Origin of the sequence: Pseudomonas sp. S3E12 (assembly GCF_001702295.1) — a bacterium.
Taxonomy (GTDB): Bacteria; Pseudomonadota; Gammaproteobacteria; order Pseudomonadales; family Pseudomonadaceae; genus Aquipseudomonas; species Aquipseudomonas marginalis.
Window position 1 is genome coordinate 219585 of the sequence record NZ_MBDT01000002.1, and the last position, 13453, is coordinate 233037.

Consider the following 13453-nt stretch of genomic DNA (forward strand, 5'->3'; position numbering starts at 1 on the left):
GAACGACAGGAGCGGCCAAAAGGGGATAAATATGGCCAAAGCCTGTGTCCGTTATTCGCCCCATGTCGGTGCGCGCGACTCAAGCCCGGAACTGACTCGGTGCCACGCCGCTCCAGCGTACGAAGGCGTGCCTGAAACTTGCGGTTTCACTGAAGCCCAACTGCTCGGCGATGCGATAGATCGGCAGTTGGTCCTCGCCCAGCAACTGCTTGGCCCGCTCGAAGCGTAACTCGTCCAGCAGTTCCTGATAGCTGCAACCCAGGTCATGCAGATGCCGGCGCAAGGTGCGCGGTGAACAGTTCATCTGCCCGGCCAGGCCATCGATGCCGGGGGCGGCGTTCAATTGGGCGGCCAGCAATTGGCGTACCCGGCCGAGCCAGGCCTGGCGCCCGGTGAATTCAGTGTTCTGTTTGCGGCAGCGCTCGGCCATGGCGCGGTGGGTGATGGGGTCGGCCAGCGGCAACGGCTGGTCGAGCCAGCGCCGGTCGAAAGCGAAGGCATTGGCGCTGGCAGCGAAGGCAAGAGGGCAATCGAAGTGCTCGGCATAGCGTGCGCGATAGTCGGGGGCGCGGTGTTCGAAACGCGCACCGAGCAACGGCAGGGCATGGCCCAGCAGATCGTCACAGATGACCTTCAACGACACCAGGCAGAACTCGACATTGAAGGTGGCCAGCGCCGGGTTTTCCCGATACCCGTCGGCGGTGAACCAGATGCGCTGGCCGTCGTCTTCCAGGCTCAGCTCGAAAAGTGTTCCCAACAGCGCCGGATAGCGCAGGGCCAGGCGCAAAGCGTCACCGAAGGTGGCACTGGTCAGCAGCGCGTAGCCGAGCATGCCGTAGGATGACACGTGCATGCGCCGGCCCAACTCCAGGCCGATATCGCGGCGCAGGGCCACGGCATTGGCACACACGCGCATCTCCTGGTTGGTGGTGATGCGCGTGTCGGCGCGGTTCAGGTCGGCGCCGCAGATACCGCTGCCGGCCAGCAGCACGTCGCGGCTCACGCCCTCGGCCATGAAGGTGTCGAGTACCAGGGAGACGGCGTTGAGCGTAGTCAGGTGCGAGTGCAGCATGGGGGAGTCCTGCCAGGGTTTGCCCAGAGGCAGCAAGGAGTGTGCCGTCTACTTGTGGTCAAAAAATAGCCGTTTGGCCGCCTCCAGGCTGATCTCGCTGCGGTAATAGTCGATTTGCTGCTGCTCGTTCAGGCCTTTGACCGAGTCGGCCGCCGAGCCCTGGCGATATTCATGGGTGGTTTTCAACCGTGCGCTGAGGTAGGCCTTGGCAGGCGTCCAGTCGGTCGAATAATGAAAGTGCGCGTACCAGAGCACTTGATGGGTCGCGCGCTCGGTGATGATGTATTCGTCCAGGTAGTCCGGTGTGCTGCTTTTGAGCCGGCGACGCCTCACGGATTTCTTGATGACGATCTCGTCGCGCTCGCTCAGCCATTCGACGCCTTTGGTGGTTGGGGGGTGCTGTTTGATCATGCGCGTCATGCTTTCGGATGCGCGCAGGTACAGGTCCTGCGCGGCGTCGTTGAGCTGCTTGCCAAGGGCGGTTGCCGATTGGGTTTGATCGGCTGTGATGGTGCTGTCGGCCAGGGCCTGCTCGATGTGCCGGCTGGTCTCTTCCAGCAGCAACGCGTGACGGTGGTACAGGTATTCGATGCCGACGGCGGTGCGCCCGGCTTGGCGGGTTTGCTCGATGGCCCGTTGCTTGAACGTGGGCAAACCGTCCAGCAGCGTGCGGCCCTGTCCGAGGCTGGACTGAAGCTCGGGCACCGCCTGCTCGGTGTGTGCAGGGCTCAGCCGTTGCACCCAGACGTTGGGGCTTTTTTCATGGAAGGTGGCAATGACCTGCCGGGTCAGCGGTGACTTGATATCCACCAGGTCGGTTTCAAGGCCGACCGCCGTCAGGCGTGGCTCGCCGATCATCACGCCGTTGTAACGGGTATGGATGAATTTCTTCAAGGGCTTGGGGGGCGTCGGTGGAGGGGTAGGCCGGTTGCGCAGGATGTCCCGCTCAGCGTGCAGCTGGGACAGATGGGTCAAGGCCTGCCTGGAGAAATCCTTGACCTGTTTGCGCAGGCGTTCCAGCGGGGAGAGGTGGGTCAGGGTGGAAAACTCCTGGGAGAAGTCCTCCAGGCGCTCGTCAAGGACCTTGAATTGTTCGATCAGGCTGCTCAGGGATTCAATGCGTTCGTCCAGCCGCGCCTCGCTGCGTTCGTTGAGGGTGTCGCGCAGGGCCTGGACCGACAGATCGGCGTTGTCGACAATCTCATTGAGGTTGGCCCAGGCCTGGGGTGCACGGGTCGCGCTGTCCTCCGGCAGGCACAACCTGCGCGCCAGGGTTATCTGCAGGGCCTTGAGGTCGATACTGGTGTAGGCCGGCAGTTTTTTCCTGGCGCTCTGGATCAACTGCACGCCCTCCTTGGCCAGGGCCTTGAGTTGAGTGAAGCGCGCATGGGTGTAGTCCAGGCGCGTGATCATGTCTTCACTCATCTCGGTCATTTGTCGCGCGTCTTCGACGTACCGCGCCGGGTGCCGGGTGTCGGGGTGTTCGAGCTGGTCAAGCACGACCCTGAGCTGGGGGGTGAAGGTGGTCTGGGCCTCCCTGATCGCGGCTTCGGTAAGCTCCAGTTGCGCTCTTATATAACCCAGGGCTTTTTGCTGATAGTCGGGGACCGGGGTGAACACACTCAGGGTCTTGAGGTGTTGCAGCGCCGCTTCGTAATCCGCGCTCTGCTGGTCGAGGGTGTCCATGTAGTGCTGGCGTTTGACTTCGGCGGCGTTACCGGAGACGTCGGTCATGGCCTGGCGGGCCTGTTGCAGTGCTCTTTGTGCGGTCTTCTTGGCGTTTTCGAAGGCCTCGAGCTTGGCCCGTACTTCCGCGGCCTTGAGGGTCGCTTCCGCTTCGGCTTTGTTGAGCATGCGCTTGGGGCCGCCGCCGCGCAGGCGCAGGCGGGTGTCGACGAACCATTGGCCGGCGGCGTTGTGAATCAGCGGCGGTCCGGTTCGATCCGGCTGCCGAGGGTCGATGATGACCACGTTGCCCTCGTCGTCCGCGCTCACTTCAAACCAGCGCTCGCCGACCTGTGCGTAGAGACGCTCGGCGACGCGGGTAAGGTGGCGGGTGGGCCCCGGGCGGGTGTCGACGCTGCTCGCTGCGCCAGGCTGGCTGACTTTGAAACGGTCCAGCACCCGCCCCAGGGTGGCGGGCGACCGATTGAGCGCGCCGCTGGTATGCAGCAGTGGAGTGTGACCCGGTGGGCTTTCATTGCCGGCGATGGCGCCCAGCTGTTTGATCTCGACCCGCTGCCCTGCCGAGGGCTCGGTCGGCCTGGATTCCCGCTCGGGCCGAGCGCCGCGGGGACGCAGGCGCGTGCTGATATGCAGGGTAATCGCCATCGACAGGTTCAGCAGTACGTCGGTGAAGGCGGTCCATTGGACGGCGGTGTCGTCCTGCTCCGTGGCCCCGACAAACTGTTGCAACTGATCGACGACCTGCCAGATCCACAGGCCTGTCGCTACGCTGGGGCTGGTAAAGGGCAGCGCGGCATTGAGGAGCGTCCAGCCTGTCTGCTTGAGGGTCGCCCAGCGGTTTTCGGTATTGGAGGTCGACTGGCGGTCGGCCAGCTTGACCAGGGCCTGGGCGTTGGCTTCAAACAGGCCGGCGAGCAGGTCACCCTTGAGTGGGTCTTTGCCCAGGCCGATGGGGCCGCTCATGGTTTCCAGTGTCGAGGCGTCCACCAGAAAATCGGCGACGGCCCAGGGGGAAGGCAATTCTCCCGGGAACACATAGTTGGCGTAAGCATCGCGCGCGCTGTCCGGCAACCAAGCCAGCACCGAACGGCGCAGGTCGGGGGACTGTGCAATGGCGTACATCAGGTTGGTCGGGGACGGATATTGCACCAGGGCCGGCGTGAACAGCGGTCGATAGAGCAGGCAGGGGCCGGCAGCGGGATCTTGCGGGCCGATGACGTACATGTTTTCGACCTCATCGGCAGTGGCGTCGTCCCGACGTTGCGGGATGAACGCCAGAGGCCGCATGACGATGGTCTGTCCGTCGACTGTGTGATCCGAGGCCTCGGCTTGCATCAGGGCGGCAACGTATCGATAGCCGCGGTCATCGATGCCGCCCTGCTGCTGAATCTTGCCTTGCAGGGCCAGCAATGGCAGCTGGATGCGTAGGTGCTGGATGTAGAGGTTCTTTCGCGATGAGGCCTCGCGAGGGATTTCCAGCAGCTTGCTTTTGATCAGCGCCGGATAGTTCCGGCCGATGTCCACCCGGGAAACGAGGCTCTCGATGTACTCGACGGTCAGCCAGTCCGGCAGATTCTGGCCGTTATGCAGCTGCAAGGTCTTGTTGCCGACCGGGAGGGCGATCAGGTTGTGCAGCGCCAGTTCGGCGAGGTTGAAGGTGGTGGTCTCGGTCATGCCGGGCACCGTGAAAGTTCCCCAGACCACCGGCTGCTGGACTTTCAGGGTGAGCGTATCCAAGGCCAGGGCACCGGCTTGCGGGTGGTCCTTGAGGATTTCCGCCTTGAGGCGATTGAGCGCGTACTGCTCGATGGGCGGGATATCGTCCTGATACGACTTGCCGCCGGTGCTGCTGTTCAGGGACGCGAGGTCCTTGAGATGCCGTGCATAGAAGTTCAGGTCGGACGTCGACGCCTCCTGCAGCCAGCCCGGCAGCGCCTGCTGGTACCACTCGCGGCCGGGACCGGTGGTCAGCTCGGTGGCACCGGGTGGTGGAGCCGTGTCCGGGTGGCGCAGGTCGGAGAGGTCCAGGCTGCCGATGGCCTCGACCTGCAAGGCAATCAGGCTGCAGGCCTGGTGATCGAAAAAATTGCCGTCAGGTTCGAACAGGCGCCATTGCAACTGTGTGCGGGGCGCCGAGGTGTCCAGGCGGGCGGGCAGGCTCTGGCCCAGCTGTGCCAGGGACGCGAACTTCTCATAGCCCTTGAGCAGCGAGTGGGTGAGGATAACGTCTCGCCCGGCCTGCTTGCCGATCAGGACCGACAGCGCGAGCCGGTTGAGGTGGGTCACCTGCGCGCCGTCGACCTGATCGATGTCGAGCAGGTAGGCGTGGCTGGCGTAAGGGTCGTCGAGCCGTCGCACATCGTAGGTGGGCGCGTGAAACAACTGGCGCGCCATGGCGCAGTCGCTTTCGTTCCAGCCCGGTGCCTGCCGGACATTCCACACCGCGCGCAATGAGTTGGACAGCTGATGCCAATGGGGGCCGCTGCCGTTGCTTTTGTTCCAGAACGCCAGTTGTTGCTCCTGCCAGGCCGCCAGCATGACGGGGGCCAGGGTATTGAGCAGATGGGCGATGTCACCGATGCGCACCGGCAAATGGGTTGGCGGCTCGGTGAGCGGTTGTTGGGTCAGGAAGTGTTCGCCTTCGATGTACAGGGTCGGTTCGCCGAGCACGGCCTGATCGGTCAGGCTGTCGCTCAGTGTGCGGTAGGCGGTGGTAGTGGCGCGGGCCTGCTCGTCGATGATCTCCCAGCCGGGGGTGCCGATCAGGCAGATATCGGGGTCGATTGCCAGTGTGGGGTAGCGGGCCTGCAGCGCCTGGCGCAACAACACCGCCGCCACTTCCCTGAACGACGGGCCTGTTAACAGTTGGGTGAGCAATTCCAGTGGCTGTTGTGAAGCGATTGAGATGGGCGTGGTCATGGGGCATCCCTGTCTTGCCGGTTGATGGGAACGGCCCGAGGTGTTCGCTCGGGTGTTCCATCCTAGGGGCCGGCCAGCCAGGGAAGGGGGTGACTATCTACAGTGCGGCGGTGGGGTCAGCTCAGTTCGCCGCACAGGTCCAGCTCTACCAGTCGCCGGACTTCGGCGATGGACAGCCCGGCCCCGAGCAACGCGTTGAGCTTGCCGAATACCGCTTCACGGGTCATGCCGCCACCTGACAACACGCCCACGCTACGCAACCGGCTGCCGGCTTCGTACACATCCAGTTCCACGCCGCCTTCATGGCATTGGGTGATTGCCACGACCACGATGCCGTTTTCTTCGGCGCGCTGGAGGCTGGCAAGAAACTCAGGGTTGTCGCTGGGCCCGGTGCCGCTGCCGAAGCATTCCAGCACCAGTGCCTGGATGCCGCTGCCGAGCAATGCGTCCAATGGTGCTGCGGCGATGCCCGGTACCAACGGCAATACACCGACATTGGCCAGGGCCTTCGGTTGGCGGTAATCCAGCGCGGCGGGCAGCGCTTCGGCCTGGGCCACACCGCCGTTGCGCTGCAGCGCGGCGAACGGATGGCGACCAAAGCTGCGGATCTTCGCGCAGCGGGTCGGGGCCATCAGCGCGCCGTGGAAGTACAGGTGCACGCCGGGTGCCAGGCCCTCGCCCAACGCCAGCAGGGCTCCGCTGACGTTTTCCCAGGCATCGCTGTCGGGTGCGCCGGCAGGCAACATCGAGCCGGTGAACACCACCGGCGCCGGCAAGCCCAACAGCTGGAAGCTCATCGCCGCCGCGCTGTAGGCCAGGGTGTCGGTACCGTGCAGGATCAGCACGGCATCGCAACCGTCATCCACGGCCTCGACCACGGCGGTGCGCAGGCGCTGCCAGTAGGCGGGGCTCATGTTGGCGCTGTCGATCAGCGGGGACATTTCCCGGAAGCGCCAGGCGGGTACTGACACGTTGGCGAGCTGTTCGCGCATGCGCGCTTCAAAACCGGATGTGGGCGCCAGGCCATAGGCGCTGGCCTGCATGCCGATGGTGCCACCGGTGTAGAGCACCATGAGGTTATTGGCTGGGGACATCGAAGATTCTCCTGAACGAAAAACGCCGCCGGGCCCCGAGCATGCCCAAGGCCGGGCGGCGTGTCATCTGTCTACGCTCAGCGTTGCACTTGAGCGTTCAGTTCTGCCGATGCGGCAACGTCCGGTTTTGCCGGGTTGGCCGGCCAGGCCTTGCGGTCCAGGTCCAGGTCAGGGAACTGGCTGGAGTCGAACACCGGGGTCTTGATGCCTGCCGCGCGCTGGTTGTCGTAGTCGTTCAGGATGCGCATGGCGATCTTGAACAGGAACGCCAGGGCGAACAGGTTGACGAAGGCCAGCATGGTCATGGTGATGTCGGCGAAGGCGAACACGGTGCTCAGGTTCTCGATCGAACCCCAGAAAATCAGCACCAGCACCAGCGCGCGATACCCCATCAGCACCTTGCGGTTGTTGCCCACCAGGAAGCGCAGGTTGCTCTCGCCCAGGTAGTAGTTGTACATGATCGAGGTAAACACGAACAACGCCAGGGCCACCGAGATAAACATGCGGCCCCAGTCACCCACTACAGCGGCCAGGGAGTTCTGGGTCAGGGCAATGCCGTCGCCTTCGAAGCCCGGGGTGTAGAAACCGGAGAGCAGGATCAGCAACGCGGTGCAGGTGCAGATCACGAAGGTGTCGAGGAACACGCTGAATGCCTGGACCACGCCCTGGGCGATCGGGTGTTCTACCGAAGCGACTGCGGCCACGTTAGGCGCACTGCCCAAGCCGGCTTCGTTGGCGAACACGCCGCGTTTCACACCCATGATGATTGCACTGCCCACCAGGCCGCCAAAGGCTTGGTCGAGGCCGAAGGCGCTTTTGACGATGGTCGCGAGCATGGCCGGTACGTGGTCGAATTGCAGCACGATCACGTACAGGGTCACGGCGATGTAGACCAGGGTCTTGACCGGTACCAGCAGGTCGGCGATCGAGGCGATGCGCTTGATCCCGCCGATGAACACCAGGCCCAGCAATACCGCCAGGGCCAGGCCGGTGTAGGTGGTGTCCAGGCCAAACGCGTTGTTCAGCGAGTGGGTCACGGCGTGGGCTTGCAGGCCGTTGAAGGCAAAGCCGAAGGTCACCAGCAGCAGGAACGCCATGACCATCCCCAGCCAGCGCTTGTGCAGGCCGTGCTGGATGTAATAGGCCGGGCCGCCACGGTAGGTGCCTTCCGCGTCAGTGCGCTTGTACAACTGGCCGAGGGAGCACTCGATAAAGCTCGAAGACATGCCCACCAGCGCGGTAACCCACATCCAGAACACGGCACCCGGGCCGCCCAGGGTCACGGCAATGCCGACACCCGCGATGTTACCGGCACCGACACGCCCGGCCAGGCTGAGCATCAGCGCCTGGAACGAGCTGAGTTGGTCGGAGCTGTTTTTCAGGCTGTCGCGAAACACCGAAAACATGTGGAAAAAGTGACGCAATTGAACGAAACGCGAGCGGATCGTGAAATAACCGCCGAGCCCGACAATGAGCACGATCAGTACTTTCCCTGAGAGGAAGTCGTTGATGACTTCGAGCATGGAGTGTTCCTCGCTGATTTTTCTAATGGCAAACGCAGGACGGTCCTACCCCTCGCATAGCACCAGGCAGTGCGCGACGGTTCGATCCCAATCCTTTTGCGGGTGTTGTTATTCATGCGCTATCGCGTGTATCCGGGCTCGTTACCGACGGCCGCAGACGCGAAGAGGGGCGGCACTATACCTAGGCGAACGTGATCCGTCTGCTCGGGCTGATTAAAGGTTTCAGCCAAGCTGTTACAGGCAAGGAGGGTTTGCAGGGCGATATTGGATTTTTTATGGGCGTCATTTCACAACCTTGAGGCAAAAAAAAGGGCCTGAAGAACGAGCCTTCAGGCCCTCAAAAGGTGAGAGGTGTCTAGTCCCTCAACCTGGTGAGCGGTGCAACAAACGCTTAGGCCTTCAACGGGACCAGGCGTGGGGCAATCATGTTTTCGGGGCGCAGGATGTCGTCGAGCATGGCGTCGTCGAGCAAGCCTTCTTCGCGCACCAGTTCCAGCACGCCGCGGCCGCTTTCGAGGGCGATACGCGCAATGCGGGTGGCGTTTTCATAGCCGATGTACGGGTTCAGCGCGGTGACCAGGCCGATGGAGTGTTCCACCAGTTCGCGGCAGCGGGCTTCGTTGGCGGTGATGCCGACGATGCAGTGCTCGCGCAGCATGTCCATGGCGCGTTGCAGCAGGCGGATCGAGTCGAAGATCTTGAAGGCGATCAGCGGCTCCATCACGTTCAGTTGCAGCTGGCCGCCTTCGGCCGCCATGGTCAGGGCCAGGTCGTTGCCGATGACTTGAAACGCGACTTGGTTGACCGCTTCCGGGATCACCGGGTTGACCTTGCCGGGCATGATCGAGCTGCCTGGCTGGCGCGCCGGCAGGTTGATCTCGTTGATGCCGGTACGTGGGCCGCTGGACAGCAGGCGCAGGTCGTTGCAGATCTTCGACAGCTTCACCGCGGTACGCTTGAGCATGCCGGAGAACAGTACGAAGGCGCCCATGTCGGAGGTGGCTTCGATCAGGTCGGCAGCCGGGACCACTGGCTGGCCGCTGATAACGGCCAGGCGTTGTACGGCCAGGGCCTGGTAGCGTGGGTCGGCGTTGATGCCGGTACCGATGGCGGTGCCGCCCAGGTTCACTTCGGTCAGCAGCTCTGGCGCCAGGGTTTTCAGGCGGGCCAGGTCTTCACCCAGGGTGGTGGCGAAGGCGCGGAATTCCTGGCCGAGGGTCATCGGCACGGCGTCCTGCAATTGGGTGCGGCCCATTTTCAGCACGTGGCTGAATTCGACGCCCTTGGCGGCGAATGCCTGGATCAGGCTGTCGAGACTGGCCAGCAGCGCGTCGTGGCCCAACAGCAGGCCCAGGCGGATCGCGGTCGGGTAGGCGTCGTTGGTCGACTGCGCCATGTTCACGTCGTTGTTGGGGTGCAGGTACTGGTATTCGCCCTTGTTGTGGCCCATGGCCTCCAACGCGATGTTGGCGATGACTTCGTTGGCATTCATGTTGGTTGAAGTGCCGGCGCCGCCTTGAATCATGTCCACCACGAACTCTTCGTGGAAATCGCCGCGAATCAGGCGGGCACAGGCTTCGCTGATGGCCGCGTGCTTGGCTTCGCTGAGCTGGCCCAACTCGCGGTTGGCGTCAGCCGCTGCTTGCTTGACCATTGCCAGGCCGACCACCAATTTCGGGTAATGCGAAATCGGAACGCCCGAGAGGCGGAAGTTATTCACCGCTCGCAGGGTCTGGATGCCGTAATACGCTTGGGCAGGTACTTCGAGTACGCCAAGCAGGTCTTTTTCTGTGCGGAATGATGCAGCGGAGGACATGACGGAAATCATCTCGATATGGACCCGGAACAGGCCGGAACGCTGCGAATGCTAGGCCTGTAGGAAATTTTGGGCCAATGCTGTTAAACACTGGCCTATGCATAAACGGCATAATGTGAGTGTGACCCGGCTATCATGGCGGGCGTGTGTGCCAAAATGGTGCGTACCCGTGGGAGGCAGTGATGAACCTTGAGAGCAAATGGCTGGAAGACTTCAGCGCCCTGGCGGCGACTCGCAGCTTTTCCCAGGCGGCGGAGCGGCGCTTTGTCACCCAGCCGGCGTTCAGCCGACGTATCCGCAGCCTTGAGGCCGCATTGGGCCTGACCCTGGTCAACCGCTCGCGCACGCCGGTTGAGCTGACGGCGGCGGGGCAGTTGTTCCTGGTCACCGCACGTACCGTGGTCGAGCAGCTCGGTGAAGTGCTGCGCCATTTGCATCACCTGGAAGGCGGGCAGGGCGAAGTCATGCAAGTGGCCGCTGCCCACTCCCTGGCGTTGGGTTTCTTTCCGCGCTGGATCGCGCAACTGCGCAACGAAGGCTTGAACATCGCCACGCGGCTGGTGGCCACCAACGTCGGCGATGCGGTGCATGCCCTGCGTGAAGGCGGCTGCGACCTGATGCTGGCGTTCTACGACCCCGATGCGGCGATGCAAATGGACGCCGAAATCTTCCCCTCACTGCACCTGGGCAACACCGAAATGCTCCCGGTATGCGCGGCCGACGCCGACGGCAAACCGCTGTTCGACCTCGAAGGCGAGGGCAGCGTGCCGTTGCTGGCATACAGCGCCGGCGCGTTCCTCGGCCGTTCGGTGCACCTGTTGCTGCGCCAGCGCGCACTGCGCTTTACCACGGTGTACGAAACCGCCATGGCCGATAGCCTCAAAAGCATGGCCCTGGAAGGCCTGGGCATCGCCTGGGTGCCGCAACTGAGCGTGCGTGCCGAACTGGCCCGCGGTGAATTGGTGGTCTGCGGCGGGCCGCAATGGCATGTGCCGCTGGAAATTCGTCTGTATCGCTGCGCGCTGGTGCGCAAGGCGAATGTGCGGTTGTTGTGGCGCAAGTTGGAAGGTGGCGCGGCGCAAAGTACCTGAATGCGATCCCTGTAGGAGTGAGCTTGCTCGCGAAAAACCTGAGAGCGCCGTATCCATTCAGAACGCCCGCGTCATCGTTGGCGATCTTCGCGAGCAAGCTCGCTCCTACAGGGTCAATAAAACCGCCACTTTGCCCCGCTAGACAGATGGTCATCCCAGGGGCTGTTTATCTGGATTATTACGGTATACTGCGCGGCCTTCGGCCGGTCCAACCGGCCACATTTCGTACAACAAGCCACGCCGGATTTCCCGCGTGGCTTGTTGTTTTTTGACGCGCCTGCGGGCGCCCAGAGAGAAGAGGCACGACGATGAGTGCATTGGTTGGCGTGATCATGGGCTCCAAGTCCGATTGGTCCACCCTTAGCCACACCGCCGATATGCTGGAAAAACTCGGCATTCCGTATGAAGTGAAAGTGGTCTCTGCCCACCGCACCCCGGATTTGCTGTTCCAGTATGCCGATGAAGCAGAATCCCGTGGCATCGAGGTGATCATCGCCGGTGCCGGCGGTGCCGCACACCTGCCGGGCATGTGTGCGGCCAAGACCCACCTGCCGGTGCTTGGCGTACCGGTGCAGTCGGCAATGCTCTCGGGCGTGGATTCGCTGTTGTCCATCGTGCAGATGCCGGCCGGTATCCCGGTGGCCACCCTGGCGATCGGCAAGGCCGGTGCGATCAACGCCGCCCTGCTGTCCGCCAGTATCCTGGGCGCCAAGCACCCGCAGTTCCACGCGGTGCTGAAGAAATTCCGTGCCGAGCAGACAGACAGCGTGCTGGACAATCCAGACCCACGTATCGCCTGAGGGTGTTGACGATGAAAATCGGTGTAATCGGTGGCGGCCAACTGGGCCGTATGCTGGCCTTGGCGGGTACCCCGCTGGGGATGAACTTCGCTTTCCTGGACCCGGCGCCGGACGCCTGTGCGGCAGCCTTGGGTGAACACCTGCGCGCTGACTACAGCGACCCGGACCACCTGCGCCAACTGGCCGACGAAGTCGATTTGGTGACGTTCGAGTTTGAAAGCGTACCGGCCGAAACCGTGGCCTTCCTGTCGCAGTTCGTACCGGTGTACCCGAGCGCCGAAGCCTTGCGCATTGCTCGTGACCGCTGGTTCGAGAAAAGCATGTTCAAGGACCTGGGCATTCCGACCCCAGCCTTCGCCGATATCCAGTCCCAGGCGGACCTGGACGCCGCCGTCGCCAGCATCGGCCTGCCGGCCGTGCTGAAAACCCGCACCCTGGGTTACGACGGCAAGGGCCAGAAAGTCCTGCGCACCGCCGCCGATGTGGTCGGCACCTTCGCCGAACTGGGCAGCGTGGCCTGCCTACTGGAAGGCTTCGTGCCGTTCACCGGCGAAGTCTCGTTGATCGCCGTGCGTGCCCGGGATGGTGAGACCCGCTTCTACCCGTTGGTGCACAACACCCACGACAGCGGCATCCTCAAGCTGTCCGTGGCCAGCACCGATCACCCGTTGCAGGCCCTGGCCGAAGACTATTCCAGCCGCGTGCTCAAGCAGCTGGATTACGTCGGTGTGATGGCGTTCGAGTTCTTTGAAGTCGACGGCGGCCTCAAGGCCAACGAAATCGCCCCGCGTGTGCATAACTCCGGGCACTGGACCACCGAAGGCGCCGAGTGCAGCCAGTTCGAAAACCACCTGCGCGCTGTCGCGGGCTTGCCATTGGGCTCCACGGCCAAGGTCGGTGAGAGCGCGATGCTCAACTTTATCGGCGTGGTACCGCCGGTGGAGCGTGTGATCGCCATCGAAGACTGCCATCTGCATCACTACGGCAAGGCCTTCAAGGCCGGGCGCAAGGTCGGCCACGCCAACCTGCGCTGCAAGGACCGCGCAACGCTGCAAGCGCAGATCCTCAAGGTCGAAGCGCTGATCGCCGAGCAATAACCCGGGGATCGACGGGAACCATTCGGTTATCGCCGTCCTCTGATTGCAGGATGCCAAAGCCTGTCTAGGCTTTGGCATAGCTCACTTCATTCAGAGGGAAATGCCATGGGTATCATCGGAACCATCTTTATCGGCTTGATCGTCGGCCTGCTGGCGCGTTTCCTCAAGCCCGGCGACGACAGCATGGGCTGGATCATGACCATCCTGCTGGGTATCGCTGGCTCCCTGGCCGCGACCTACGGTGGCCAGGCGCTGGGCATCTACCAGGCGGGCCAAGGCGCAGGCTTTATCGGCGCACTGGTCGGCGCCATTGTGTTGCTGGTGATCTACGGCCTGATCAAAAAGAAGTAATCAG

At 63.0% G+C, this 13453-nt stretch carries 9 protein-coding genes; 4 read left to right on the forward strand and 5 right to left on the reverse strand.

Annotated features, from left to right (window positions below):
* Positions 1–79: 79 nt before the first annotated feature.
* The 5 genes from BB029_RS01045 to aspA form a co-directional block, all read right to left on the reverse strand.
* Entirely contained in the window at positions 80–1072 is a 993-nt protein-coding gene (locus BB029_RS01045; RefSeq protein WP_065937952.1) for an AraC family transcriptional regulator, read from the reverse strand.
* 48 nt (positions 1073–1120) lie between these two features.
* Complete coding sequence (locus BB029_RS01050; RefSeq protein ID WP_065937953.1) at positions 1121–5677, reverse strand: hypothetical protein; 4557 nt, start codon at positions 5675–5677, stop codon at positions 1121–1123.
* A gap of 116 nt (positions 5678–5793) precedes the next feature.
* Complete coding sequence (locus tag BB029_RS01055; RefSeq protein WP_065937954.1) at positions 5794–6771, reverse strand: asparaginase; 978 nt, start codon at positions 6769–6771, stop codon at positions 5794–5796.
* A gap of 77 nt (positions 6772–6848) precedes the next feature.
* Positions 6849–8294, reverse strand: a complete 1446-nt coding sequence (locus BB029_RS01060; protein WP_065937955.1) for a sodium:alanine symporter family protein — start codon at positions 8292–8294, stop codon at positions 6849–6851.
* 391 nt (positions 8295–8685) lie between these two features.
* Positions 8686–10110, reverse strand: a complete 1425-nt coding sequence (aspA, locus tag BB029_RS01065; protein WP_025854459.1) for an aspartate ammonia-lyase — start codon at positions 10108–10110, stop codon at positions 8686–8688.
* Between the two features lie 182 nt (positions 10111–10292).
* Here aspA and BB029_RS01070 point away from each other — a divergent pair, with 182 nt between their 5' ends.
* The 4 genes from BB029_RS01070 (at position 10293) to BB029_RS01085 (ending at position 13449) form a co-directional block, all read left to right on the forward strand.
* On the forward strand, positions 10293–11201 hold the full coding sequence (locus BB029_RS01070) for a LysR substrate-binding domain-containing protein (protein WP_053127569.1): 909 nt from the start codon (positions 10293–10295) through the stop codon (positions 11199–11201).
* 308 nt (positions 11202–11509) lie between these two features.
* Positions 11510–12001 carry a 5-(carboxyamino)imidazole ribonucleotide mutase gene (gene purE, locus BB029_RS01075; protein ID WP_003176980.1) on the forward strand — a complete coding sequence of 164 codons (492 nt, stop codon included), beginning with the start codon at positions 11510–11512 and terminating at the stop codon, positions 11999–12001.
* An 11-nt stretch (positions 12002–12012) separates the two neighbouring features.
* On the forward strand, positions 12013–13098 hold the full coding sequence (locus BB029_RS01080; protein ID WP_027608240.1) for a 5-(carboxyamino)imidazole ribonucleotide synthase: 1086 nt from the start codon (positions 12013–12015) through the stop codon (positions 13096–13098).
* Between the two features lie 105 nt (positions 13099–13203).
* Positions 13204–13449, forward strand: coding sequence for a GlsB/YeaQ/YmgE family stress response membrane protein (locus tag BB029_RS01085; protein ID WP_005792540.1), 246 nt, complete (start codon positions 13204–13206; stop codon positions 13447–13449).
* The last annotated feature ends 4 nt before the right edge of the window (positions 13450–13453 follow it).